17 protein-coding genes are annotated in these 25569 nt (G+C 72.6%); 11 read left to right on the top strand and 6 right to left on the bottom strand.

Features of this window, described 5'->3' with window-relative positions; all coding sequences use genetic code 11:
- Positions 1-46: 46 nt before the first annotated feature.
- Positions 47-1870, bottom strand: a complete 1824-nt coding sequence (locus ACF09C_RS02060; protein WP_392087583.1) for a glycoside hydrolase family 15 protein — start codon at positions 1868-1870, stop codon at positions 47-49.
- A gap of 166 nt (positions 1871-2036) precedes the next feature.
- On the opposite strand from ACF09C_RS02060, the gene ACF09C_RS02065 reads away from it, so the two are divergent.
- Positions 2037-2753 (top strand): glycosyltransferase, encoded by a 717-nt coding sequence (locus tag ACF09C_RS02065; RefSeq protein ID WP_392087584.1) that lies wholly within the window; start codon positions 2037-2039, stop codon positions 2751-2753.
- A 506-nt stretch (positions 2754-3259) separates the two neighbouring features.
- Here the strand turns inward: ACF09C_RS02065 and ACF09C_RS02070 are convergent.
- Positions 3260-3418, bottom strand: coding sequence for a hypothetical protein (locus tag ACF09C_RS02070; RefSeq protein ID WP_392087585.1), 159 nt, complete (start codon positions 3416-3418; stop codon positions 3260-3262).
- A gap of 27 nt (positions 3419-3445) precedes the next feature.
- Between ACF09C_RS02070 and ACF09C_RS02075 the strand changes: the two genes are divergently transcribed.
- From ACF09C_RS02075 to ACF09C_RS02090, 4 genes are all read left to right on the top strand, one after another.
- The gene (locus tag ACF09C_RS02075) at positions 3446-4771 is read left to right on the top strand and encodes a hypothetical protein (protein ID WP_392087587.1); all 1326 of its coding nucleotides are present in this window, start codon (positions 3446-3448) and stop codon (positions 4769-4771) included.
- The gene (locus tag ACF09C_RS02080; RefSeq protein WP_392087588.1) at positions 4768-6585 is read left to right on the top strand and encodes a glycosyltransferase; all 1818 of its coding nucleotides are present in this window, start codon (positions 4768-4770) and stop codon (positions 6583-6585) included. Before ACF09C_RS02075 ends, ACF09C_RS02080 begins: the two co-directional genes overlap by 4 nt.
- Before the next feature lie 175 nt (positions 6586-6760).
- Positions 6761-7858, top strand: a complete 1098-nt coding sequence (locus ACF09C_RS02085) for a glycosyltransferase family 4 protein (protein ID WP_392087590.1) — start codon at positions 6761-6763, stop codon at positions 7856-7858.
- A gap of 184 nt (positions 7859-8042) precedes the next feature.
- Entirely contained in the window at positions 8043-8837 is a 795-nt protein-coding gene (locus ACF09C_RS02090) for a glycosyltransferase family 2 protein (RefSeq protein ID WP_392087592.1), read from the top strand.
- A 30-nt stretch (positions 8838-8867) separates the two neighbouring features.
- Here ACF09C_RS02090 and ACF09C_RS02095 read toward each other — a convergent pair whose 3' ends face one another.
- Positions 8868-9584 carry a TetR/AcrR family transcriptional regulator gene (locus ACF09C_RS02095; RefSeq protein WP_392087594.1) on the bottom strand — a complete coding sequence of 239 codons (717 nt, stop codon included), beginning with the start codon at positions 9582-9584 and terminating at the stop codon, positions 8868-8870.
- A gap of 228 nt (positions 9585-9812) precedes the next feature.
- Between ACF09C_RS02095 and ACF09C_RS02100 the strand changes: the two genes are divergently transcribed.
- From ACF09C_RS02100 to ACF09C_RS02125, 6 genes are all read left to right on the top strand, one after another.
- Positions 9813-10352: a hypothetical protein gene (locus ACF09C_RS02100; RefSeq protein ID WP_392087596.1), complete on the top strand. Its 540-nt coding sequence runs from the start codon at positions 9813-9815 to the stop codon at positions 10350-10352.
- A complete protein-coding gene (locus ACF09C_RS02105) occupies positions 10349-11086 on the top strand; it encodes a polysaccharide deacetylase family protein (protein WP_392087598.1) in 738 nt (245 codons plus the stop codon). Before ACF09C_RS02100 ends, ACF09C_RS02105 begins: the two co-directional genes overlap by 4 nt.
- Entirely contained in the window at positions 11083-13470 is a 2388-nt protein-coding gene (locus ACF09C_RS02110) for a DUF2206 domain-containing protein (RefSeq protein ID WP_392087600.1), read from the top strand. The genes ACF09C_RS02105 and ACF09C_RS02110 overlap by 4 nt, the downstream gene beginning before the upstream one ends.
- Positions 13467-14798, top strand: a complete 1332-nt coding sequence (locus ACF09C_RS02115) for a lipopolysaccharide biosynthesis protein (protein WP_392087602.1) — start codon at positions 13467-13469, stop codon at positions 14796-14798. The genes ACF09C_RS02110 and ACF09C_RS02115 overlap by 4 nt, the downstream gene beginning before the upstream one ends.
- A gap of 67 nt (positions 14799-14865) precedes the next feature.
- The gene (locus ACF09C_RS02120; protein ID WP_392087604.1) at positions 14866-17148 is read left to right on the top strand and encodes a glycosyltransferase family 4 protein; all 2283 of its coding nucleotides are present in this window, start codon (positions 14866-14868) and stop codon (positions 17146-17148) included.
- A gap of 69 nt (positions 17149-17217) precedes the next feature.
- On the top strand, positions 17218-18942 hold the full coding sequence (locus ACF09C_RS02125) for a glycosyltransferase (RefSeq protein ID WP_392087606.1): 1725 nt from the start codon (positions 17218-17220) through the stop codon (positions 18940-18942).
- Here ACF09C_RS02125 and ACF09C_RS02130 read toward each other — a convergent pair.
- The 3 genes from ACF09C_RS02130 to ACF09C_RS02140 form a co-directional block, all read right to left on the bottom strand.
- On the bottom strand, positions 18923-19912 hold the full coding sequence (locus ACF09C_RS02130; protein ID WP_392087608.1) for a cellulase family glycosylhydrolase: 990 nt from the start codon (positions 19910-19912) through the stop codon (positions 18923-18925). The genes ACF09C_RS02125 and ACF09C_RS02130 overlap by 20 nt on opposite strands.
- Before the next feature lie 155 nt (positions 19913-20067).
- Positions 20068-20826 (bottom strand): class I SAM-dependent methyltransferase, encoded by a 759-nt coding sequence (locus tag ACF09C_RS02135; protein WP_392088662.1) that lies wholly within the window; start codon positions 20824-20826, stop codon positions 20068-20070.
- A 31-nt stretch (positions 20827-20857) separates the two neighbouring features.
- The gene (locus tag ACF09C_RS02140) at positions 20858-25456 is read right to left on the bottom strand and encodes an aminotransferase class I/II-fold pyridoxal phosphate-dependent enzyme (RefSeq protein ID WP_392087610.1); all 4599 of its coding nucleotides are present in this window, start codon (positions 25454-25456) and stop codon (positions 20858-20860) included.
- Positions 25457-25569 lie beyond the last annotated feature (113 nt).

Genomic DNA, 25569 nt, shown 5'->3' on the forward strand with positions numbered 1-25569 from the left:
TACCCGCCCGCGTCGACAGCCGCCCCTTCGGCCGATGCCGGCGGGGTCATGCCACAGCCGCGCGCCCGGCGGGTGAGCGGTCGCGCCGGCGGGTTCCGAAGAGCGTGAAGGCCGTGTTGACCAGGGCCACGTGGCTGAGCGCCTGTGGTGTGTTGCCCAGTTGGCGGCGGGCGCACGGGTCCCACATCTCGGAGAGCAGGCCGACGTCGTTGCGGACGTCGAGGACCCGCTCGAAGACGGTGCAGGCCTCGGCCGGGCGCCCGGTCATCGCCAAGGCGTCGGCGTACCAGAACGTGCAGGCCAGGAAGGCCCCTTCGGCGCCGTCGAGGCCGTCGACCTCGTGCACCTCGCCGTTGCTCACGTCCGCGTACCGCCGCAGGAAGCCGTGCTCGTCGAGGCGGGACATCGCGTCGACCGTGCTCAGGACGCGGGGGTCGGTCGCCGGGAGGAATCCGAGCCGGGGGATCAGCAGCGCGGTCGCGTCGATCCGGCGGGCTCCGTAGTACTGGACGAACGACCGCTGTTCGTCGCTCCAGCCGAGCGCGCACACCTCCGCGTGCAGGTCGTGGCGGAGCGCCTGCCAGCGCCGGACGGAGGTGCGCTGTCCGGCGACGCGGGCGAGCCGCAGGGCGCGGTCGGCGGCGACCCAGGCCATGATCTTGGAGTGGACGAAGTGGCGCCGTGGGCCGCGCACTTCCCAGATCCCCTCGTCGGGATCCTGCCGCCGTTTCTCGACGTAGTCGAGGAGTGCGGCCATCAGGCTCCAGACGTGCGGGTCGATGGCGACGCCGGCCCGGACGGCCGAGTAGATGGTGCTCAACACCTCGCCGTAGATGTCCAGTTGGAACTGGTCGACGGCCGCGTTGCCGAGCCGGACCGGTCGGGACCCCTCGTAGCCCGGCAGCCAGTCGGCGCGTATCTCGGGGAGGTTGCGCTGTCCGGCGACTCCGTAGAGCGGCTGGAGGTCCGCCGGGTCTCCGGCGACGGTGCGGACGAGCCAGTCCTTCCAGGCGAGCGCCTCGCGGTGGTATCCGCTGCGCAGCAGACAGGAGAGGGTGAAGGTGGAGTCGCGCAGCCAGCAGAAGCGGTAGTCCCAATTGCGCTGGCCCCCGATGGATTCGGGGAGCGAGGCGGTCGCCGCGGCGATGACGCCGCCGGTCGGCTCGTACGTGAGGGCTTTCAGGGTGAGCAGCGATCTGATGACGGCTTCGCGGTACGGCCCGTCGTAACGGAGCTGGCCGGCCCATTCCTTCCAGAAGGCGAGCGTACGGTCCAATTCCGCGGCCACGTCGGGAAAGGCCGGGGGCGCGGAGTGGGAGGGCCGCCAGCCGAGGACGAAGGAGACCTGCTGACCGGCCGTCACCGAGAGGTCGATGGTGGTGCAGGAGTTGGTGACGGCGACCTCGGCACCCGGTCCGGAGATGAGGTAGGCCGCGTCCGGACCCGCGACCGTCGCCACCGTGCGCCCGTCGACCGGGTAGGACCAGGGGACGACGCTGCCGTGGTTGAAGCGCACCCTCAACTCCCCGTGCAGGTCCACCCGTCCGGAGATGCCCTCGACGAGCCGGACGATCCGCGGGGTCTCCTCGCGGGGCGGCATGAAGTCCGTGATGCGCACGGCGCCCGAGACGGTCTCCCAGACCGATTCGAGGACCAGGGAATCGCCGCGGTAACTCCGCCGGTTGCAGGGTCGGTTGCCGACGGGCGAAAGGCTCCACCGGCCGTGGGACTCGTCTCCCAGAATCGCGGCGAAACAGGCGGGTGAGTCGAATCGGGGTGCACACCACCAGTCGACAGCACCGTCCATTCCGATGAGCGCCGCCGTCTCCAGATCACCGATGAGGGCGTAGTCCTCAATTCGCCCTGCCATGTGGGGATTGTAATCCCGCCTTGACGGCGCGGCATTCCGCGCAGGATCCTGAGAAAGGTCGCTCTCGGATTCCGGAGAGCTTCTGGAGAAAGCCGTACCGATGGGTAACGGGCCACATCCGATGCGCCGGTCGACCGACCTCGCGCCGGGGGCCGACGGCCGTTCCGTGACTCTGGTCGTGCCGGTGCGCCCCGGCGACCGCGACCCCGGCTGGCTGCTCGACCAGCTGCCGGCCGATGTCCACGAGGTCGTCCTCGTGGGGCACGCGGCTCCCGGGGGGAGCGCCGGTTCCGTGACCGTGCGCGGGCTCGGGCCGTGGAACTGCGAGGCGGGCGACATCCCGCACGAGGGCCTGATCGCCGCCACCGGAGACCTGATCGTGCTGATGGGCGCGGACGGCAGCATGGCGCCGCAGGAGATCCCGCACTACCTGCACTATCTCGACAGCGGGTACGACTTCGTCAAGGGCTCGCGCTTCATCGCGGGCGGCGGCAGCGTCGACTATCCGCTGCTGCGCCGGGCCGGCCACGGCGCGCTGCTCCGCGTGGCCCGACGGTTGTACGGTCAACGACTCACCGACCTCTGGTACGGCTTCTGCGCCTTCCGCAGGGGCTTCGTCGACCTCCTGGACCTGCGGGAGGACGGCGTCGAGCTGGGCGCCGAACTGGTCACCCACGCCCTGCACTACGGGCTGCGCATCGCCGAGGTACCCAGCGTCGAAGGGCCCGGCCGCCACGGCCCGTCGCACCCCCGCACGGTCCGTGACGGGGCCCGCATCCTCGGCGGGCTGCTCGACGAACGCCCGCACAACGCCCTGCTCCGGCTCGCGCCTCGGACACGGCGCGCCAGGCGCACGGGCGCCGAGGGCGCGCATCCCGCTTGACGGATCAGATATCGGATGCTAACGGTTGAAGTCAGGCATTTTTTCTCCGTATGTGAGACCCGGACCCTCGCGAGGGTCGGTGGTCGGAAGTAGTACGTCGTGACCGCAGAGCGCGTCAGTCGAACGCCGGCGGCACCCGGTCCGCATCCACTGCGGCGGGTGACCGACTGGCCCACGGCCGGGTCCAGGCGCCGCGGCTCGCACGTCCCTGCCCGCCACCCGACGGTGCATCCGGGACGGCGTGCGACCGACCGGTTCCTGCCCGCGGTCCGCATCTGCCGCTCCGTCCTGCGCCGCCCGCGGACGACCGCCCGACGCCGGCGTTCCCGTACCGTCCGCGCCCGCGCGGCGCAGAACCGACGCGGCAGCGGCTCACACGGCTCACCATCGGAACCCGCCGGACACCCCGAACGCGCGGGCCACCGCGGCCCCTTGGGCCCCATGCGGCCCGCGGCGCCGATGACACGCGCCCTGCCCGGGTCGGAGCACGAGCAGCGACCCGGGCATCAGACGTGCCGGTCCCCCGCCCGGGACCAGGGCGGGGACAGCTTCCGGCCGCCGCCGCACGGCAGTGACGAGGTGCGGGCGCCGGAGGCCCTGAGGAAGCTCGACGTGCGCGAGGCGACCGTCTCGCTCGCCGGCGGCCGGGACGCACTCGTCGGCACGCCGAGCCCTCCGCGGGGGGTGTGGCCATGACAACCGTCGGCGTCCTCCCGTACGGGTACGCGAAGCCGGGCACGCTCGGAGCGGGCCCGGCGCTCGCCGGGTTCTCCCTCGGCGCGCTGGGACTCCTGGCGACCTTCGCGCAGGTGTCGCGCGCCTTCGGGGTGCCGCCTGCGCTGCTCGCCGGACTGCTCGCCGGTCCGCTCTCGCAGGTGTCCGGGCCGACGGTCGTCGGCTGGGCCCCCGGCGGCGTGCCGGGGGCGGCGATCGGCGGGATGTGCGGGACGGTGGTCGCTCTGGGCGTCCTGCTCATCCGCGAGGCGGGCCGACAGGGGTCCGCCGGACGCGCCGCCCCGCAACGCGCCGCCGGGCCTGGGCTCCCGGTCGGGACCCGGTCGCGCCGGACAGGGCCGGACGCGCCGGGTCCCGGCCGGGGTACCGACCGGAACACCGAACCCTCCCTCCGCCTGCTCGTCGACGCCGTCTGGCGGGACGACGTGCGGCCCGCGTCCGACGAGGAGCTGCTGGCCGCCCTGGCCTTCGCCCGGGGCAACCGGGTGGAGGGCCGACTCGCTCGGGCCTACCCGCGTCAACTGGCCACGACGCTCGACGCGGTGAGCGACGCCGCGCGCCGCTTCCGGCGCAACCTCGTCCAGTCGACGGACCGGCTGGGCGCGGCGGACATCCCCACGGTGCTCATCAGGGCCGACCTGTCCGGGGACGTCGTCCACGGAGACTTCGACCTGGTCGTCCCCACGGAGTGCTGGAAGGCCGCCCAGAAGGCATTGAGCGGCTGGTACGTGGAGCGGTCGGCGCACTGGCTGGAGCGGTCCACCTCCGTGGCCCTGGAACCGGCCGACGGCCCCTCCGCCCAGCTGCACACCTCGGTCGCCTGGCGCGGCGTCTCGGTCATGGCGACGGGCCGCCTCTTCGCCCATGCCGTCCCCGACCACGACGGCCGCGCCTGGCTGGTCCCCTGCCCCGCCGACCGGCTGCGGATCCGGCTGGCCCGGGGGCTGTTCCTCGACCAGTCGCTCGACCTGTCCGAACTCCTCGCGCTGCGCGAGCTGCTGGCGCCCGAGGTCGTGGCCGAGGCACGCGCCCAGACCGCCCGGGAGGGCTGGTCCACAGGTGCGGACCGGGCCCTGGACCTCGCGACCCGGACGATGGCCGCGCTGGACCGGGGCGAGTTCGTCCCACTCCCCCTGCCGCTGCCCGTCGCGACCTCGCTGCGCACCGGCATGGAGCACGCCGGACACCTGCTGACCCGTGGGCGGGCCTCCACCGCGGCCCGCGAGGTCGCTCTGCGGGTGCCGCTCGTGGTGGCCGGGCGACTGCGGAGGCGCACGTCATGAACACGGCGCGGCCTCTCCTGATCGCGGTGTCCGGCCCCGCGGGCGCGGGCAGGTCCTCGCTGGTCCGGCGCCTGGCCGAGCTGCTGCGACAGCACGGCTTCGAGGTGAGGACGCTCTCCTGCGACGGCCGCTTCCCGCGCCGTCGGTTCGACTCTCCTCCGCGGGTGAGGGATGAGGAGGAGACCGCACGGCGCCCCGACGGTCCCCCGCGCCGGGGATCGTGGGCGCGCCGTGCCCATGCCCTGCTCGACTCCTGCGACCTGTCCGTACGGACGCGTGCCACGCGGCGCGCCCTGTCGGCACACGCCCGGGGCCGTCCGGCCGTCGTCCTGACGGACGGCGGACCGCTGGACGAGCTGGTCGCGTTCGGCTTCCCGCCCGGGTATCCGGCTTCCGGCCGATTCGCCCGGCTCGTCCACCACTACGACCTGACCCTGCTGGTGGAAGCCGCTCCCGTCGCCTCGCGCGGGCGTGGCTGGGACCGTGCGGCCGGGCTGCCGGCTCTCCGGTGGGCCCGGTACCGCGACTGGGCCACCCGCCTGCCCCGGGTGGCCCGGCTCGACGGCGGGCATGCTCCGGCGCGGGTCGCGGCCGAGGCACTGGAGCAGGTGCTCGGCACCCTCCGGACGCGGCGCCTCCCGGACGGTGGTGAGGGCACGCACCCGGCGCGGCGGAAGCGGGTCGTCGTCTCGGTCTACGACGACGCGGCCGACGCCGAACACGGAGGCGGTGGGGCCCTGGTGGTCGAGAAGGTCGCCCGGCGGCTGTCGGAGGAGTTCGACGTGACGGTCGTGACGGCCGGCAGGCGCGCCGGCTCTCTCCACGACGACGGCATCCGTTACGTCCGTCTCCCGGTCCGCCGGACCGGTCCGCGCGCCGGGCAGCTGCTCTTCGTGACGATGCTCCCCTTTCTGGCCCGCAGGCTTCCCCACGACGCGTGGCTGGAGAGCCTCACGCCCCCGTTCTCGACGAGCTTCCTGCCGTTGTTCTCGCGCGCGCCGGTGGTCGGGATCGACCAGGGCCGCAGCGCCGAGGCGCTGTGGCGCCGCTACCACCTCCCGTTCTTCCTGGTGGAGAAGGCCCGGCTGCGCTGCTATCGGCACATCGTGGTGATGAACGAGGCCGACGCCTCCGCCGTGCGACGACTGAGCCCCCGGGCGGACGTCCAGGTCGTCGCCAACGGCGTCGAGCAGCGGCAGATCGACGCCGCCCGGATCGGCGCCGGCGACCACATCCTCTACCTGGGGCGGATCGACACCTGGGTCAAGGGGCTCGACCTGCTCCTGGAGGCGTACTGGCGGAGCCGTCCTCCGCTGCCGCTGGTGCTCGCGGGCAGCGGTACGCAGGCGGAGGAACGCAAGCTGGCGGCGCTGCTCGCCGCGCACCCGGGCAGCGTCCGCTGGGTGGGGTACGCCGGGGAGGCGCTCAAACGGGATCTTCTACGCAACTGTGCGTTCCTGGTCATGCCGTCGCGCCACGAGACCTTCGGCCTGGTGGCGCTCGAAGGCATGTCGTACGGGAAGCCGGTCGTGCACTTCGATCTGCCCGCTCTGCGGTGGATGCGCGACGGGGGCGATATCGCCGTGCCGCCGTTCGACGTCGCCGCGCTGGGCGACCGGATGCGGATGCTGGCCGCCGACGAGCGGGCCCGGCGCGCGCTCGGGCGGCAGGCCGGGCAGGCCGCGCAGCACTACACCTGGGACGAGATGACGGGCCGATACCTGGACCTGACGCGTCGTCTGGTGGACGGTTCCGTCCACGGGCGACGGCCGAGGAAGGAGAGGAGGGGCAGGGCATGGCCGACGACCCACTGACCACCGCGATCGCGCCGAGCCACCCGCCGGTCGTGCTGTCGTCGCGCCCGGGCCGGCCGTCCGCGATCGGCGAGCCGCCCTGCACCTGCGAGGGGGCGACGCGGGGGACACCAGCCCCTGACCGGATCCCGCCGTCGGCCGGAACGGGCCAGGCGGCCGACCCCGGATGTGGCTCATGACCGTCACCGCACGGCCGCCCCGTGTCCTCCTTCTGACCGGCAGCCCGCTGGACGGTGCGGACGGTTCGGACGTGGCGCTGGCCAGGGACGTGCTCGGAGCCCTGCCCGACATCGAGTTCCTCTGGTTCTCCCAGTGGCCCGCGCGGCGCGGGCTGCCGCCGCCGCCCGTCGGCCGGGCGATCCGCCTCTGGTCCCCGGACGGCGCGCCGCACGCTCCGGTCCGTCTGCAGGCCGCGCTCGCCGGGGGCGTCGCGGCCCGCCGCGCCGATCTCGTCCACGCGTTTCTGACGATCGGGCACGCCTTCCCCGCCTTCTCCTGGCTGCGCCCCCTGATGCTGGGGGCGCGCCCGGTCGTCCACACCGTGCCGGGTGTGCTGGAGGCGCGACTGCTCGCGAGGACCCGGCCGCTGGGGACGACGGTCGCACAGTCGGAGTCGCTGGCCAGGCGGCTGCGCGCCGCGAACTTCGGCGACGTGCGGGTGATCCCGCCGATGATCCGGCTGAGCGAGTGGCCCTTCCTTCCGCGCCCCGAGGGTGTGCCGACCGTCCTCTTCGCCGGCCGTCTCGATCCGGGGGGCGGCGCCGTGGCCGCCGTCGAGGCGGCGGCGGAGGCGGCGCGGTCCGGGGCGGTGTTCCGGCTGGTCCTGGCCATGCGCGGGCGGCCGGGGCAGAACACGACCGCGCTGCGTGAGGAGTTGAGGGAGCGGGCCGGGGCCGGGGGTCTGACCGACGTGGACGTGCGCGGCTTCGTCGACGACATGCGCGCCCTGCTGGCCTCGGCGCACGTCCTGCTCTTCCCGCCGCCGGTGACCGGTGGCAAGGCCGACATCCCGCTCATCATCCTGCAGGCGCTGGCAACCGGGCGACCGGCCATTCTGAGCGACCTTCCGCAGTTCGCCGAGTTCGGGGACTCGGTGCTGCGCGCTCCCGCCGGTGATGCCCGCAGGACCGGGCAGCAGCTGGCCTGGCTGCTCGAACAGCCGCGGGTCTGGGACATGCTCGCGGAGCGCGGCCGGGCGACCGTGGAGGAGTCCTTCGGACCCGAGCGGTTCGCGGCCCAGTACGGATCTCTGTACCGGGAGTTGCTGACCTGAGGCCGCCGGGCCGTGCCCCGTCATCGGGACGGCACCGGCCCGCCCGCCGAGCTGCTCTTGACGCCGGGCACCGAAGGGCGCAAAGTGTATGTATACGTCGTAAATCGACATTGTGCGTCTACAGCGGAGATTTCCGGCGCTCCCCCAGAACCCGCTGAGGGTGTTCCCCACGGAGTGACCTGCGATGAGCAGCCTGTCGGTCGTCATGCCCGCCTACAACGAGGCGTCCAATCTGCCCGCTGTGATCGCCACCGTCCCCGTGGCGGAGTTGGCGGAAGCGGGTTGGGAGACGGAATTGGTCGTGGTGGACAACGCGTCCACCGACGGCACGGGGGACGTCGCCCGTTCGCTCGGGGCGCGCGTGGTCCCCCAGCCCCAGCGGGGTTACGGCAACGCCTACCACGCGGGGTTCGCTGCGGCGCGGGGGGACGTGATCGCCACCGGTGACGCCGACTGCACCTACCCGTTCGACGCGCTGCCGGGGCTGCTCACGGTCCTGGACGCCCTGGACGTGGAGTTCCTGACGACGGACCGGCTCGTCCCCGGCAACCGCGAGGCGATGCATCCGACCCATGCGATGGGCAACCACGTGCTGAGCACGGTGAGCCGTCTGCTGTTCCACAACGGACTGCACGACTCGCAGTCGGGCATGTGGGTGTTCCGCCGCTACGTCTGGCAGAGCCTCGACGTCCGGTCGACCGGCATGGCGTTCTCCCAGGAGATCAAGAACGCGGCGACGCTCGCGGGGTGCCGTTGCCTGGAGGTCCCGATCACGTACCGCGTGCGCGGGGGCGAAGTGAAGCTGCACGCCCTGCACGACGGCACGGCGAACCTCTGCCAGCTCTTCGTGCACCGGTTCCGCCGCCAGGGCACGTCCACCGCCGCCCTGCCCGCCGGGAGGCCCGACGCGGCCGTCCGGGGCGCTCGGCGACCGCGGCACCGCGTGAACGCGGGTCCCGCCGCACCTCCTCGGCCGTGAGGTCCCGACCTCCTCGGCCGTGAGGTCCCGCTACGCCTCCTCCGCCGTGAAGCGGTCGAGCAGGGCGTCCAGGCCCGCGACGAGACCCGCGCGACCGCCCCGCTCGGCGAGTACGGGGGTGATCCCCCGCAGGGTGGGGAGTTCCTGGGCCGGCATGCGGTGCAGGCCGAGCCGGAACGAGGGATCGGTTTCCGCGGGGTTGTCCACCATGGGCCCCAGCTCCACGGACACGTACCCGAGGATCCAGGCCGTGACGGCACGGAAGGCGGCCGCGGTCCGGGCCGGGCCGAGTTCCGCCGTCCCGAGCAGGGCGAGGATGCGCTCGTGACTCCTGAGCACCGCGAGCGGCCGTTGCGCCAGAGGCACCGCCAGCATCCGGGTGGCCAGCAGGGGCACCACATGGGGGTGCCCGAGGCACACCTCGTACGTGTGCACCGCGATCCGGTGCAGTCCGGCTCGCCAGTCGGCGTCCGGGGCGGCCCGCCCCTCGTCGAGTTGAAGCTCCAACTCCAGGTGGAGGGCCTCGACCAGCCCGTCAAGGAGCGCGTCCTTGCCGTTGGCGTAGCGGTACAGGGCCATGGCCTCCACGCCGAGTTCGGCGCCGAGCCGACGCATGCTCAGTGCGGACAGGCCCTCCCTGTCGACGAGTTCCAGGGCCGCCGCCAGCACGACCTCCCGGCTGAGCCGGCCGCGGCGCCCGTGGTCGCCCGCCCGGCGGGCGGGGCCTGTTGCCGAGTCCTGTGCCATGGACGTTCCTCCGTCTTGACTCCGACCGGGAGAGGGAAGAGTATGGACGTATACGGCGTAAATAGACGAAGTCATCTTACACCGGAGACCGTCCGTTCCGGGGGGACACCCCGAACGGGAGGTCGTATGCGCCTTGCGTGCTCGGGGCTGTGTGTTCGCGCGTGTGCGCCGAAAGCGTCTCCAAGCGTCCGAGCGCCCGCTACGGGTGTTCCCACGGAGTGACCTGCGATGAGCAGTCCGTCGGTTGCCAAGCTCGCATGGACCGAGGCGTCGGAAGTCTGCCGACGCTCGGTGCGCCGGCTGCGCCCCCGCCCGCGCCCGCGGCACGGGTCGCCCCGGCTGCGCAAGACGGTCCTCGTCCTCCTCGCGGTCGTGGTGGCCGTCACGGTCGCGTTGGCCACGCCCGCGATCCGCGAGGAACTGAAGCAGTCCTTCTCCCCGGTTCCGGCCGCGTACACCGAGCTGTACTTCACCAGCGACCCGGTCGTGCGGGGAGACTCGGTGCTCGTCCCGGTCTCGGTGGACGACCACGGGCCCGGTGAGCGAACGCACCGGCTGCGGGTCTCGGTCGAAGCCTCCGACGGCAGCACCACCGCGTCGACCACGACAGCCCTCACGCCGGGCCCCGACGCTCCCGCGTCGGCCGTCTCCCGGCTGCCGCTCCAGGACGGGTCCGTCATCGTGCGGGTCGCGCTGCTGGACAGCGGTCAGAGTCTGCACTACCGGCTGCCCGCCGAGGGCGCCCCGGCACCGGGGAGCACGCCATGACCGAAGGGACCCGCGTGCACTCCCGTGCCGTGGTGACGACCAGCTGGGACGACGGCCACCGCCTCGACGACCGCCTCGGCGGGCTGCTCGACCGGTACGGCCTCGCCGGCACGTTCTACATCGCCCCGCACAACGTCGAGATCGCCGCCCGGGACCGTCTTTCCCCGGCCGGGGTCCGCGAGCTGGCCGAGCGGTTCGAGATCGGCGGGCACACGCTGACGCACCGGCGGCTGCCGATGCTGACGGACAGCGCGGCCGCAGACGAGATGCGGGCCGGCAAGGAGGAGCTGGAGGGGACGGTGGGCACGGCGGTCACCAGCTTCTGCTATCCGCGCGGCGAATACACCTCCGCCCACGTCGCCTCCGCCCGCGCGATGGGCTTCCGGCGCGCGCGCACCGTGCGCCGCAACTCGCTCGCCGCGGGTCCGCCCCTGGAACTGCCCACGACGGTCCATGCCTACGCCCACCGCGTCGACGGACCGGTCGCCCTCCGGCTGGCGCGGCTGCGGCCGTGGACGGCCGCCGGGCTGTTCCTCCGGTGGGACGAGCTCGCTCTCCGGTGGTTCGACCTCTGCCTCGAACGAGGTGGCGTGTTCCACCTCTGGGGCCACAGCTGGGAGGTGGACGCGCACCGCGACTGGCACCGCCTGGAGCGGGTGCTCGCCCACATCTCGGGCCGCCCCGGGGTCGGTTACCTGTCCAACCGCGACCTTCCCGAGCAGGTGCGGCGATGACCGAGAACCGGACCCGAAGGGCCCTCGCGACAGCCGAAGCGCCGGCGGAGGGGGTGGCCGGCCGGATCGGCCGACGCGTCGCCGCCCGCCGGGTCGTCCTCGCGGCGAGCGCCTTGGCCGTCGTCGTCGAACTCCTGCCCGCCGTTCTCGCCCCGCTGCCGACCCTGGCCGGTGTGTGGCTCCTCCTGGGCGCGCCGACCGTGGTGTGGTACGGGCCCGCCTCCCGCATCGTGTCGACGCGGGACGGTCGCGTGCTGCTGGCCGGCGGTCTGGCCCTCCTCACCTCCCTCGTCGTGGCGCTGACGGTCAACTCGGCGCTTCCGCTCGTCGGGGTGGACGGGCCCCTGAGCCGCCCCGCGCTCGCCATCGCCTCGGTGCTGGCCGTCGCGGCCGTCGCGGCCTCGGCGGACCCTCCGGACAAGGACCCGGCCGCTCCCGCCTGGTGGCAGCGGATCCGCGCGGAGGGCCTGCCGGCTGGCCTCGCCACAGTGACGGTCCTGGGCGCGCTCGCGCTCACGCTCTCCGTCGCGGGGCCGATACGGCTGAACAACCGGCTGGGCTCCGGCGTCAGCATCGCCGCGCTGGTCACCATCGGGGTTCTCCTGGCGCTCCTGATGACCAGGTACCGGCGCTACTCCTCGGCCGTCGTGGGGGTCGGCCTCTTCTTCGCCGCCGCCGGACTGCTCCTGCTCAGCTCGCTGCGCGGCTGGTACATCACCGGCCACGACATCCAGCGCGAGTACGAGGCCTTCGGGCTGACGGAGGCCCAGAGCCACTGGGACATGGCCGCGTTCGTCGACCCGTACAACGCGTGCCTGAGCATCACCCTGCTGCCGACATCGTGGGTCCGGCTGACCGACATTCCCGGCCCGTATGTCTTCAAGGCCGTTCTGCCGCTCCTCTTCGCCCTCGCGCCGGTGCTCGTCCACCGGTCGGTGCGCAACGTGGCGCCCCCGTTCGTGGCGGTCCTTTCGGCCGTCCTGTTCATGAGCTTTCCGACGTTCTTCACGGACATGATGTTCCTGACCCGTCAGGAGGTCGCGTTCCTCTTCCTCGGCTGTGCCATGGTCGTGCTGACCGACAAGGGCCGCGCGCTGCGCCGCCGTCGGATCACCTTCGTCCTGCTGGCCGCCGGGATCGTCCTGGCGCACTACTCCACGGCGTACGTCTTCCTCGCGGCCCTCGCGCTGGCGCTCTGCGCGGACCTCTGCTGGCGGCTGCTCTCGCGCACCCGGCGTGCGCGCCCTGCGGCCGCCGCGCAGCCGGCCTTCGTCACCTGGTGGGTCGTCGTCTCCGCCGTGGCCGCGGCGCTCGTGTGGACCGGCCCGCTGACGCACACGGACGGGCAGCTCCGGTCCACCGTCGTCAGCACCGTGCAGGAGGTCACGGGCGGCAAGCAGCCCACGGCCTGGTCGTCCGACGTCTCGTACAGCCTGTTCGGCGGGGCGAAGAGCAGCCCCGAGGAGCGGCTGCGCGACTTCCAGACCATCACCCTGCGCGACACGGCCGCCGAACGGGCGGACGGGGTGTACGTGCCGTGGGCGGTGGACCCCGCCGGGGCGGTCGAGGCCGCGCCGGAGCCCCGCCTCCCCCTCACCTCGCTCGGGCAGGCCGTGGAGGACCGGGGCGTCGACGTGTCGGCGGTCGGCGAGTCCCTGCGGCACGCGGCCGCATGGCTGTGGCAGGTGTTCCTGCTGGTCGGCCTGGTCACCGTCCTCTGGGGACGGCGCAGGGAGTTCCGCCCCACCCGTGACCAGGTGACGCTGACCGTCGGCACCGTCGCCGTCCTCGGGCTGCTCACCGTCCTGCCGCAGCTCTCCGTCGAGTACGGCGTCCTGCGCGCCTTCCAGCAGGGCCTGTTCGTCTTCGCGCCCTTCATCGCGGCCGGCGTGGTGTGGGCGTGCCGATGGGTGGGACGGCGGTGGACCGAGGCGCTCGCCTGCTCCGTGGTCCTCCTGCTCTTCTTCGACCTGACCGGCGTGCTGCCCCGGATCTTCGGCGGGAATCCGCCGCAGCTGCACCTCGACAACGCGGGCACGTACTACGACGTCTACTACCCCCACGCCGAGGAGCGAGCGGCGATGGCCTGGCTGACCGCCCACACCCCGCCCCGGCAGCTCGGGGACGTCCAGTCGGAGAACCTGAGCGACCGCTACAACCTGAGCCACGGGGGCGTGCTCGTCCCCACCACGGCGAGGAACGACATCCACCCCCTGCTCATCCGCGAGGACTCCCCCGTGCTCCTGGGCACCACGGTGGTCCGCGACGGCGAAGCCACCATCTTTCACGGCGGCGACCTGGTGACCTACACGTATCCCACCGGGCTCCTGGACGGGACGAAGAACAAGATCTACAGCAGCGACGGGGCGGAGATCTACCGATGACGGCGCGGGCACAGCCGTACTCGGGACGCCCCGCCCGACCCGCCGGCGGAGGCGGCAAGGGCACACGGGGTCAGGACCAGCTGACGCGCAGCTCGTTCTTCCTCATGGCCGCGTCGCTGGCGATGGCCGGCCTCGGCTTCGTCTTCTGGATCATCGTCGCGCGCCTCTACCCGCCCGAGCAGGTGGGGCTGGCCACCACCCTGATCTCGGCCATCGAACTGATCGCCTTCTTCAGCCTCTTCGGGCTCAACAGCACGCTCATCCGCTTCCTCGCGCCCCCGGGGACCCGCAACGCGCAGATCACCAAGTCGGTCCTCCTCGTGGCGGGCGCCGCTTGCGTCCTGGGAGCGGCCTACCTCTTCGGGCTGCGCTGGTACGGCCGCGACCTGCTCTTCGTCCGGGCCGACCTGCTGCTCTCGGCCGCGTTCGTGGCGTTCTGCGTCCTCTCCGCCCTGAAACAGCTGACCGACTCCGTCTTCATCGGGGTCCGCAAACCGCAGTACAACCTGGTCGTCGACGGAGGGATCCAGGGAATCACGAAGATCGTCCTGCCGCTGTTCCTCGTGGGCGCCGGATCGTACGGAATCGTCACCGCCTCCGGTGGCGCCTGCGCCGTGGCGGTGCTGGCCTCCTTCTTCTTCCTGTGGCGCGGCGCCGGCTTCCGCTTCGACGTCCGGCTGAGCAGCGTCTCCCTGCGCCCGCAGGCGGGCTTCTCGGCCGCGAGCTATGTGTTCAGCGCGCTGACCCTGGTGCCGATCCTGGTGACGCCGCTGATCGCGCTGCACTGGCTCGGCCCCGCCGCAGCGGGCTACTACTTCGTCGCCTTCCAGATCGCGAACCTGCTGAACACCCTGTCCGACAACGTGGGAGAGGCGCTGCTGGCCGAGGTCTCCTTCGACGAGACGCGGTTCAAGGAGATGCTCAGGCGTTCGGCCGCGCTCCTCGCCGCCGTGCAGGTCCCCGCCTCGGTCGTCCTCGTCGTCGCCGCCGGCCTGGTCCTGCGGCTGTTCGGCGGCTCGTACGTGGACCACGCGCGGGGCCCACTGATCGTGCTGACGCTGGGCGCCCTCGCGGTCGCCCTGCGGACGTGGGCCAGCTTCGGGCTCAAGCTGGCCGGCCGCCTCCGGCACCTCGTCGCGAGCGGCGTGGTCCTCACGGTGGTGAGCGTCGGTCTCGCCGTCGCATGGGCGCCGAAGGGCCTGTTGTGGATCGGCTTCGCCTGGCTGGTGGGGAACCTCGCTTCCGGCGTCTACGCCTGCCTCGCGCTGTTCACCCGCCGCCGGGCGGCCACCCCGGGGCCTGCTCCGAGCAAGGGGGTCGGCCGATGACCGTCCTCACGACCGCCCCGTCACGCGCACCCGCCGCGCCGTGACCCGTACCGAAGGAGGAACCGTCATGACACCGCGTGCCGTCCTGCTCGCCTCCCCCTACTTCCCTCCCGCCCTCGGAGGACTGGAGCAGTACGTCTGGAATCTCGCGCGCTCGCTGAGATCCCGGCACGGCGTGCGGGTCGTCGTCGCCACGACCGCGCCCCGCGGAACGCGCGGCGGACGGTACGACCACCCCGACGGCTTCCCTGTGTACCGCCTGCCGGCTCCGCTGCGGATCTCCCACACACCGCTGGGCCTGCACTGGAGCAGGCTCCTGCGCACCGTGATCGAGCGGGAGGGCGTCGAACTCGTCGACGCGCACGCGCCGGTGCCCGTGTTCGCCGACGCGGCGGCCCGGGCGGGCGGCGACCTGCCGTTCGTACTGACGTACCACACGGGCCGGATGCGCAAGGGCCACGTGCTGCAGGACCTGGTCTGCGCGACCTACGAGCGGACGGTGCTGGCCCGGACGGCCGGCCGTGCCCAGGAGATCGTGTGCTCCTCCGACTACGTCCCGGGTGACCTGCCCGAACTCTTCGCGGGCAGGTGCACGACCATCTCGCCGGGGGTGGTGCTGGAGCGCTTCCCCGCGAGCCCGGTGCCGGACGTGCCGCGCATCGTGTTCGTCGGTTCGCTGGAGCGGTCCGCCTCCTACAAGGGGCTGCCCGACCTGCTGCGGGCGATCGGGCGGCTGGCCGGCGCGTTCCCCGACGTGCGCCTCGACGTGGTCGGAGACGGCTCGGGGGCCGCCGGCCACGCGGCGCTCGCACAGCGTCTCGGCCTCTCCCGGCGCGTGACCTTCCGGGGCCGGCTCGAACCCGCGGACCTGGTCTCGGCCTACCGCGACGCCCGCGTCCTGGCACTGCCGACCCACTTCGACAGTTTCCCCTGCGTGCTCGTCGAGGCCATGGCGTGCGGGCGCCCGGTGGTGACGACCCCGGTGGGCGGCATTCCCTCGCTCGTCACGGACGGGGACAACGGCCTTCTCGTGCCTCCCGGGGACGAGCGGCGCCTGGCCGAGGCGCTCGGATCGCTGCTGGGCGATCACGCCATGGCGCAGCGCCTCGGCAGCGCCGGCCGCGAGCACGTGGCCCGCGAGCTGACCTGGGACCGGCAGAGCGACCGTACCGTCGAGGTATTCGACCGCGCCGCCGACCCCGGACGCCGGGCGCGCACGGTCGCCGTCGTCGCGCCCAACTTCCCGCCGCGGCGCGGCGGTGTCGAGCACTACGCGCACCGGGTGGCACAGGCGGTCGCCGCGGATCCGGGGATGCGGGCGGCGGTCATCACGGCGAGCACGACCGGGTGGCGCACCTCGGTGGGCGTGGAGGACGGCGTGCCGGTCGTCCGCCTGGGGACCTGGGTGCGCCATCTCAACACACCGGTCAACCCCCTGTGGCCGTTCCAGCTGCGCCGCTGGCTGCGCCGGCTCCACGTGGACGTCGTCCACGCCCACGCACCGGCCCCCGGCCTCGGCGATCTGGCGGTCGCCGTGTCCGGACGGCGGCCGGCCGTCATGACCTACCACGCCGGGTCGATGCTCCAAGGGCACAAGGACGTCGATCTGCTGGTACGTGCCTATGAGCGGTACGCCCTGCCCCGGGTGTTCGCCCGCGCCGACGCGCTCGTCGCCAGTTCCCCGGTCTCGCTGGCCTTCAGCCGTCCCGGGGCTCTGGAGATCACGCCCGGGGTCGACGTGGAACTGTTCACCCCGGGACCGAAGGCCTCCACACGACCCCCCACCATCGTGTTCGTCGGCAGACTCGACCGAGCCTCCCCCTGGAAGGGCGTCGACGTGCTCCTGCACGCCTTCGCCGCACTGGCACCCGAGATCCCCGACGCCCGACTGCGCCTGGTCGGCGGCGGCGACGCCGCGGCCGACCACGCGGCACTGGCCCAACACCTCGGCATCACCGACCGCGTGGAGTTCACCGGATCACTCACCGGCACCCCACTCGTCGACGCGATGCGCAACGCCGCGCTCCTCGTACTCCCCTCACTCACCGCCGCGGAGTCCTTCGGCATGGTCCTCGTCGAAGCCATGGCATGCGCCACCCCCGTCGTCGGCTCCGACGCCGGCGGCATCCCCTACGTCATCACCGACAACGTCACCGGCCTCATCGTCCCCCACGGCAACCCCCAGGCACTCGCCACAGCCTGCACACGCGTCCTGAACGACGGCGACCTCGCCGACCGCCTCGGCACAGCCGGCCGACAACGCGCCGAAGAACGCTACGCCTGGCCCACCCTCACCGACCGCTACCTCGACCTCTTCCGATCACTCCCCCTCACACCGACCCACGCCTGAGCCCGGCGATCACGTCGCGCAGGACCCCTCATCAGGAGCCTCCCCATGAAACCGCGTTCAGTTCTCATCGTGGCGCCACACTTCCCGCCCGACGACGACGGTCCGGTGACGCGGCACGTGTGGCATCTCGCCCGCCTCCTGAACTCCCGCCATGGTTACCGAGTGGTGGTGGCGGCGGCCTCGGCACGGGGGACGAAGCCGCGGCGCCACGTCGGTGACGACGGCATGCCGGTCTACCGGCTGGCCGCGCCCGGCACTCTGCCGGCTCTGCGCCGGGTCCACGACCTGCGCCGCATCATCGCAACGGAGCATGTGGACCTCGTCGACGTCCACGCCCCCAGCCCCCCGCTGGCCGCCGCGGCGGCTCGCGCCTGCCGCGACCTGCCCCTTGTACTGACCTGCCATGTCGACGGATCCCGGCGAGGTTCGCGGACGCCGGCCCTCCGGGTGATCTCGGCCGAGGCCGCCTCACGAGCACGCGAGATCGTGTGTGTAGCGGACTCCACCGCTCAGCTGCCCGGGACCCTCGCGGTCCGGGCCACCGCGATCGGCCACCGCGGCGGCGAGGACGCGCCGGGGGAACCCCGCTGGGAGGAGCTGTGCGACCGTACCGTCGAGGTCTTCGACCGTGCCGCCGACCCCGGCCGCCGGACGCGCACGGTCGCCGTCGTCGCGCCCTACTACGCGCCCCACATCGGCGGTGTCGAACAGTACGCGCACCGCGTCGCGCACGCGGTCGCCGCGGATCCGGGGATGCGGGCGGCGGTCATCACGGCGAGCACGACCGGATGGCGCACCTCGGTGGACGTGGAGGACGGCGTGCCGGTCGTCCGCCTGGGCACCTGGACGAGCCGGTACATCAATACGCCGGTCAATCCGTTGTGGCCGTTCCAGCTGCGCCGCTGGCTGCGCCGGCTCCGTGTCGACGTCGTCCACGCCCACGCACCCGTCCCCGGCCTCGGGGATCTGGCGGTCGCCGTGTCCGGAAGGCGGCCGGCCGTCATGACCTACCACGCCGGAACCATGGTCAAGGGCGACAGAGTCCGCGATCGGCTTCTCGGCTTCTACGAGCGGAAGGCCCTGCCCCGGGTGTTCGCCCGCACCCGCGCCCTGGTCGCGGTGTCACCCGCCTCGCTGGCTTCCGGCCGTCCCGGGGCTCTGGAGATCACGCCCGGGGTCGACGTGGAACTGTTCACCCCGGGACCGAAGGCCTCCACACGACCCCCCACCATCGTGTTCGTCGGCAGACTCGACCGAGCCTCCCCCTGGAAGGGCGTCGACGTGCTCCTGCACGCCTTCGCCGCACTGGCACCCGAGATCCCCGACGCCCGACTGCGCCTGGTCGGCGGCGGCGACGCCGCGGCCGACCACGCGGCACTGGCCCAACACCTCGGCATCACCGACCGCGTGGAGTTCACCGGATCACTCACCGGCACCCCACTCGTCGACGCGATGCGCAACGCCGCGCTCCTCGTACTCCCCTCACTCACCGCCGCGGAGTCCTTCGGCATGGTCCTCGTCGAAGCCATGGCATGCGCCACCCCCGTCGTCGGCTCCGACGCCGGCGGCATCCCCTACGTCATCACCGACAACGTCACCGGCCTCATCGTCCCCCACGGCAACCCCCAGGCACTCGCCACAGCCTGCACACGCGTCCTGAACGACGGCGACCTCGCCGACCGCCTCGGCACAGCCGGCCGACAACGCGCCGAAGAACGCTACGCCTGGCCCACCCTCACCGACCGCTACCTCGACCTCTTCCGATCACTCCCCCTCACACCGACCCACGCCTGACCCCGGCGATCACGTCGCGCAGGGCGTCAAGGGCGGGTTTCGCGCTTCCGTCGGCCCGGCGCAGGCCGAAGAAGTTCTCGCTGTCCCGTCGGTCGGTGCCGAGATCGCGCTCGGCGTACCAGATCAGTGCGGCGACGTACGGGGTCGCGGCCGCCGTACGCACGCCGTCCGCGGCGATCTGCGCCTGACGCTCCTCGGACACGTGCGTGGTGTCCGGCCCGACCGTTCCCGGCGCGCCGTCCGACGAGGTGCCGGGACCGTCCGTCGGCGCGCCGAACTCGGTGATCCAGACAGGCATCTCCGGAGTGCCGTTCGCGGCGAGCACGCTCCTCAGACTGTCCCGCGTGCCGTCGATCCGCTCCCAGGGGGTGCCCCAGGGCGTCACGTCACTCGCCAGGAACGGGTACGTGTACGGGTGGTAGCCGATGGCCTCCACCAGATGGTTGCCGCCGCGCGCCGACACCTCCCGCAAGAACGCGGTCTCGGAGATGTCGCCGTCCTTCGTGCTGGTCGCCGCGAGACCACCCAGGATGACGTACGCCCCCGGGTCGCTGTTCCGCAGGGCCTGGCTGGTCTCCCTCAGCAGCTCCGTGTAGGCGCCCGCGTCGGGCGCGGGTTTCCAGGACGCGACGAGGTTCGGCTCGTTCCACACTTCCCATGTGTGCACCCCGCTCGGCGCGTAGCGCGTCGCCGCTGCGCCGGCGAAAGCGGCGAAGTCCCTCGCGTCGGCCGGCCGGCAGTGCTTGCTCGCGCAGCCGGCGGGGCGCGCCCACTCCGGTGTGAAGCCGAGAACGGGCAGGAGGGTCAGGCCGCGTTCCTCGACCGCCGTGACGACCCGGTCGAACGCGTCCCACCGGTAGGTGTCCGGCCCGTCCGGTTGGATGTTCGTCCACGCCAGATCCGCCCGGACCCACTGCGCGCCCACCTCGACGGCATCGTCGAGGGCGGCGCCGAGGTCCCGGTCGGACATCCAGATCAGACGATCGCCATAGGCGATCCCCACACGCAGACCCTCGGGAGTCCGGGACGCGCATCCCGTGGCCAGGAGCGCCACAGCCATCAACGTGATCACCGCCATGAGCGTGAGGGATCGAAGACGCCGGTGGTTGCCTGCCATTGCCCCTCCTAACGCGGGAACTCCGCCGCGGTCCCCGCTCGTCGGGCCGTCAGGAGGAGCACGCCCGTGTCGCCGTACTCGGGCAGCGTGCGGTCCTTGGACACCCGTGTGATGCGCAGGTCGTCGGTGAGGGGTTCGAAGACGGAGCGGAGCGCGCCCTCGTCCACCGGGCAGGCGGGCCAGCGGGGCCCGCTGCCGATGCGGTAGCTGGGCATGCGTTCCATGAAGGCGGCGACGAGGTGTCCGCCGGGCCGCACCGAGCCGACGAAGACCCCGCACAGGGCGGCCACTTCGACGAAGTCCTCGGTGACGCTCTCGGCGACGAAGTTCATCGAGGCGAGGTCGTAGCTCCCGGGCGCGAGGTCGTCGGCGACGCCGGGCACGATCCGCACCCGGGTGAGTGCCTCGGCCGCGGTGGCGGGCAGTGCGGGGTCGAGGGTGCGGCAGAGCGTGTAGAAGGGCTGCCAGCTCTCGTCGGGTCCTCGGTCGAGCTGGCCGCGGAGGTAGCGGACGCTGGCCCTGCTGGGTTCGAGCGCGTCGATGCGCCGGCTCGCCGCTGCGGCGAGCATGAGCGGGTACAGGTTGGGGCCCGCGCCGAACTCCAGGGTGCGGGCGAGGCTTGCGGGGGCGAACCGCCGGTAGAAGGCCGAGTGGTGGTGGATGACGCCGATGTCGCAGGGGTGCAGCCGCCGGTAGTTCTCCGCCAGGTAGTCGGCGACCGGCCAGGCGTTCCAGTCGGCGTCGCGGTTGCGCCGGGGCGCCCGCATCCGCGCGGCCCGGCTCACCGGGATGCCCGGTTCATCGGGGCTCCGGCGGCCGGCCGGCGGAGACGCCACCGGGGCGCGGGGACGGGGAACGCTGCAGTCCGAAGCGGTGCGAGAGTTCGGTCAGCGCCGTGTTGAGCTGGTCGATCTCCTCGTCGGTGTTGGCGGCGGTGACCTGGATCCGGAATCCCACCCGGTTGCGCGGGACGAGCGGATAGCTGGCCAGGGTGACGTAGATGCCCCGCTGCCACAGGAACGAGGCCACCGCTTCGAGGTCCTGGGCGTCGGCGAGCGGGATCTCGATGATCGGCAGGCCGTCGGTGTTGGGGGTGTCGATACCCAGGGCGCGGACGTGGTCGAGGACCCGCATGGTCTTGCGGTGCAGGTCCGCCCGGATCGCGTCGCCGCGCTCGGCGTTGACGTCGAGCCCGGCGAGGGCGGTGGCGAGCGAGGCCGTCGGGGAGGGACCCGAGTAGAGGTAGGGGGCGGCCGCCACTTTGAGGTGGTCCTTCAGTCTGCGCGGCAGGGCGAGGAAGGCGAGCAGCGAGGAGTACGCCTTGGAGAAGCCGCCGACCAGCACCAGGCCCTCGTAACTCTCGCCGAGGTGGCGGACGATGCTGTTGCCGCGCGCGCCCCAGGGGGAGGTCTCGCCGGGTTCCCGCTGACCGATCACGCCGAAACCGTGCGCGTCGTCGACGTACAGCAGGGCGCCGTTCTCGCGGCAGATCCGGGCGATCTCGCGCAGGTCGGGGAAGTTGCCGGTCATGCTGTTGACGCCGTCCATGCAGACGAGTCGGCCGGTGTCGCCGGGCAGGGACCGCAGTTGCGTCTCCAGCTCCGACGGGCTGTCGGCGTGGAAGCGCTGCAGGGTGGCGCCCTGGGCCCGGGCCACCACACACGCGTCGTACACCGTCCGATGGGCCTGGGCCTCGACGAAGACGTGTCCGGTGCCCGCGAGCAGCGGGACGACCGACTGGTGGATGAGGGTGATGGTCGGCAGCAGCAGGGTGTCCGGCGCGCCGAGCAGTTCGGTCAGCCGCTCCTCGATCGTCGGGTAGAGCCGGGGGCTGCCGATGAGCCGGGACCAGCTGGGGTGGGTTCCCCAGCTTCTGACCTGGGGGTCGATCGCCGCCATGATCTCCGGGTCGAGATCGAAGCCGAGGTAGTTGCAGGAGGCGAAGTCGACGAGCCACTGGTCGTCGACGCGGAGCCTGCGGCCGTCGATCTCGTCGATGACGGCGTCGCACATCGGGCTGGTCCGCTTCAGGCGCGCCAGGTCCAGCCATCGGGGGTCGCGCCGGGCGGGGCCCCGGCCCCGGCGCGCGGCCACCGCCGCCGGTGTCGTCGGCCGCGCCGGCGTGGTGCCCGGCGCGGCGAGGTCCTTCGGCGACGGCGGCGCCACCGGCCCCACCGGCCCCCCGGGCCCCACCGGTCCGAGCGTGACCGGGCCCGGGGTGTGCCGGCCGGCCGGTGCGGAGGCTGCGGCCGACGAGGTGCGGCGCAGGAACGACTCGGCCTGATGGGCGGTCATCGGCCGGGCGAACAGGAAGCCCTGGCCGTACCGGCAGCCCATGGCGGCGAGGAGTTCGCGCTGTTCCTCGTGCTCGATGCCCTCGGCGACGACGTCGAGTCCGAGGATGTCGGCGATCCTGACGATGCCCTCGACCAGCGCCATCTGCTGCCGGTCGGTGGTGATGTCGTCGATGAACGACTTGTCGACCTTGAGGACGTCGATCGGGAACTCCCGCAGATAGCTGAGCGAGGAGAACCCGGTGCCGAAGTCGTCGATGGCGAGAGAGACGCCCATGTCCCGCAGGGCCCGCATGGTGGTGCGGATCTGCTCGTCCCTGCGCATCAGGACGGTCTCGGTGAGTTCCAGGACGAGGGAACCGGGCGCGAGCCCGGAGGAGTTCAGGGTGCGGCGCACGTCGTCGAGGAGACCGGGATCGCGGAACTGCCGCGCGGAGACGTTGACGTTGGCGCGCATCGGCGGCTCAGGACCCGGCCGGGCGCGCTGCCAGCGGGCGACGTCGAGAGCCGCGTGTTCCAGGACCCAGGCGCCGAGCGGCATGATGTGGCCGCTCTCCTCGGCCAGGGTGATGAACTGGTCGGGCGGGACCATGCCCCGGCGCCCGTGCGGCCAGCGGATCAGCGCCTCGAAGCCGGCGACCGCCCCGCCGGTCACCTCCATGATCGGCTGGTAGCGCAGGGCGAAGGCGTGGTCGGCGATGGCCGTGTCCATGCTCTCCTGGAGTTCGTGCCGGGCGACCAGGCGCGAGTGGAGCTCGGGCCGGAACCGCCGCCAGCGTTTCTTGCCGGCCGCCTTGGCCGCGTAGAGCGCGAGGTCGGCGTGGCCGAGGAGCTCCTCGGCGTGGGCGCTGTCGAGGACGGTGGCGACCCCGACGCTGGTAGAGACGGAGACCGCGCCGTCGGTCAGGTGGAAGGGCTGGCTGAGGGTGTGCACGATCTGGGCCGCGAGCGCCTCGGCGTCCCCGGGCTCCTTGGCCCCCTCGATGAGGACGGCGAACTCGTCGCCGCCGAGCCGGGCCGCGGTGTCGCTGAGCCGCAGGACGGAGGTCAGCCTGCGGGCGACGGCGACGAGGAGTTCGTCGCCGACGGAGTGCCCCATGGTGTCGTTGACGACCTTGAAGTCGTCGAGGTCGACGAAGAGCATGCAGGTCAGGGTGGATTCGCGGCGGCCGCGCAGGAGGGCCCGCTCGATCCGTTCGAGGAGCAGGACGCGGTTGGGCAGGCCGGTGAGGGAGTCGTGGAACGCGCGGTGGGTCAGCTCGCGCTCCAGTTTCCGCTGCTCGGTGACGTCCCGCAGGGTGAGGACGAGGCCGTGGACGGTCTGTTCGTCACGGAGGTTGCTGCACCGGACCTCGACGTGCAGGTCGGTGGCCTCGCCCCGGCGCAGTTTCCAGTCGTCCCTGGCGTCTCCGTCGCCGCGGCGCCGGACGCCCGCCAGGATCCGCAGCGCACCGGCGGCGTCGCCGGGCGCGAGCAGTTCGGTGAGGGGGGTGCCGGGCAGCAGCGCGTGGCCGAACATGGACTCGGCCGAGGGGCTGGCGTACCGCACGGTGTCGTCGTCGTCGATGATCAGGATGACGTCGGAGGTGTTGTGCACGAGGGTGCGGAAGTACGCCTCGCTGGTGCGGCGGTTGACCTCCTCGCTGAGCCCGAACCGTTCCAGGGCCAGGGCTGCCTGGGAGGCCAGGGACTGGGCGGGTCCCGCGATCGCGCGGAGCTTCTTCTCGGGCGCGGCGAGCAGCAGGACGCCGAGCAGGGACTCCCCCGCGGCGGGTGCCTGGAGGGCGAGCGGGCAGAGCAGGGCGTGCGAGAGCGGGCCGAGGGCGCGCGCGACGGAGGGGTCGAGGTCGTCGGTGGCGACGAGCTTCCCGCCGTCGGCGAGGAGTTCGGACCAGGGGGCGCTGTCCGGGCCGGTGAGCCGGGTGCCCCGGAAGTTCCAGGGCAGGTGGCCGGTGGGGACGGCGTTGAGGAGCCGTCGGCGGTCCCGCGCCAGGAGCATCGTCTTGTGCGGGGTGCCCGGTCCGACGAGTGTCGCGGTGGACACCTCGACGGCGCTCGCGACCTCGCGCGGGCTCAGCGCGGCCACCAGTGAGGCGGCGGCCACGCGCAGGCTGCGCTCGCGTTCCTCGGCGTGGCGGTGTTCGGCCATCATGCTCCACAGCCGGGTGAGGACGAGCAGGAACATGATCGCGGAGAAGACCGCGATGACGGCGATGTCCTGTTCGCGGTCGTCGCGCAGGGACTGGTAGAGCAGCAGCACGGGGGCGACGAGCGAGGCGGCCGCGAGCAGCGCGAGGCGCCGTTCGGCGATGACGGACGGCGGCTCGGGGGCGCGTTCGGTCAGTCCGGTCATGGAGGGGTGGAGGGCCGCGAGGCCCCAGGCGGTGAAGAAGAGGACCCAGCCGATGTCCCAGCCGGTGCCCACCTGCCAGGTGCCGCGCAGTTGGAGCGTGCCGTAGATGACGTCGGAGGCGAGGATGCCGCAGGTTCCGATGGTGAGCAGTTGCACGGCACGGGACTTGAGTCCGCCGGGGACCAGGAGTCGGGCGAGCATCGCGAGCATCAGGACGTCCCCGAGCGGATAGGCGATCGAGATGGCCTTCTCGATCCACGTCATGTCGGGCGACTTGGCGAGCGGGGTGATCAGGTTCACCCAGGAGAGCAGGGCGAGTCCGGAGGTGAGGATGAGGGCGTCGAGCGCCACGGCGAGGTCGCGCGAGGCGGCGCGGTAGCGGATGAACCCGAAGAGCCCGATGGCGAAGAGGGGGTACGTCGCCAGGTACAGGGCGTCGGCCACCGAGGGGAAGGGGTTGGTCTGGTGGAAGAGGTTCTCCAGGAGGTTGTACGCGGTGTCACCGCCGACGAAGGTGAAGTTGGCACCCGCGAGCACGAGCCAGGGCCAGCGTCTCGCGGGCTTGTGGAGATGGACACCGAAGAGGATCGCGGCGACACCGCTCAGACCGATGAGTGCCCAGAGGAGGGTGTGCCGGGAAGGGATCGTGAGGTACAGGGCCGTGAGCACGGCGACGGCGATCAGATAGACGATGACCCAGCGTCTCAGCGTTCCGGCCGCGAACGACCGGTTCTCCTGTGCCTGCGGCATCGTCGACCGCCCCCTTGCCAGGTAGGCGCCCGGTAGCGGAAACGGACCCTGTCCGTGCCCATTCTCCGGGCTCCGGGGACCCGATGCATCTCGGCAGCCGCATCGTACGAGGA

The sequence above is a fragment of the Streptomyces sp. NPDC014870 genome (assembly GCF_043081505.1).
Lineage (GTDB): Bacteria > Actinomycetota > Actinomycetes > Streptomycetales > Streptomycetaceae > Streptomyces.

Bases quoted from the DNA above. Each gene is read 5' to 3' on its own strand.
- ACF09C_RS02060 (WP_392087583.1), bottom strand. From the start codon at position 1,870: ATGGCAGGGCGAATTGAGGACTACGCCCTCATCGGTGATCTGGAGACG.
- ACF09C_RS02075 (WP_392087587.1), top strand. From the start codon at position 3,446: ATGACAACCGTCGGCGTCCTCCCGTACGGGTACGCGAAGCCGGGCACG.
- ACF09C_RS02080 (WP_392087588.1), top strand. From the start codon at position 4,768: ATGAACACGGCGCGGCCTCTCCTGATCGCGGTGTCCGGCCCCGCGGGC.
- ACF09C_RS02085 (WP_392087590.1), top strand. From the start codon at position 6,761: ATGACCGTCACCGCACGGCCGCCCCGTGTCCTCCTTCTGACCGGCAGC.
- ACF09C_RS02090 (WP_392087592.1), top strand. From the start codon at position 8,043: ATGAGCAGCCTGTCGGTCGTCATGCCCGCCTACAACGAGGCGTCCAAT.
- ACF09C_RS02095 (WP_392087594.1), bottom strand. From the start codon at position 9,584: ATGGCACAGGACTCGGCAACAGGCCCCGCCCGCCGGGCGGGCGACCAC.
- ACF09C_RS02100 (WP_392087596.1), top strand. From the start codon at position 9,813: ATGAGCAGTCCGTCGGTTGCCAAGCTCGCATGGACCGAGGCGTCGGAA.
- ACF09C_RS02105 (WP_392087598.1), top strand. From the start codon at position 10,349: ATGACCGAAGGGACCCGCGTGCACTCCCGTGCCGTGGTGACGACCAGC.
- ACF09C_RS02110 (WP_392087600.1), top strand. From the start codon at position 11,083: ATGACCGAGAACCGGACCCGAAGGGCCCTCGCGACAGCCGAAGCGCCG.
- ACF09C_RS02115 (WP_392087602.1), top strand. From the start codon at position 13,467: ATGACGGCGCGGGCACAGCCGTACTCGGGACGCCCCGCCCGACCCGCC.
- ACF09C_RS02120 (WP_392087604.1), top strand. From the start codon at position 14,866: ATGACACCGCGTGCCGTCCTGCTCGCCTCCCCCTACTTCCCTCCCGCC.
- ACF09C_RS02130 (WP_392087608.1), bottom strand. From the start codon at position 19,912: ATGTCCGACCGGGACCTCGGCGCCGCCCTCGACGATGCCGTCGAGGTG.
- ACF09C_RS02135 (WP_392088662.1), bottom strand. From the start codon at position 20,826: ATGCGGGCGCCCCGGCGCAACCGCGACGCCGACTGGAACGCCTGGCCG.
- ACF09C_RS02140 (WP_392087610.1), bottom strand. From the start codon at position 25,456: ATGCCGCAGGCACAGGAGAACCGGTCGTTCGCGGCCGGAACGCTGAGA.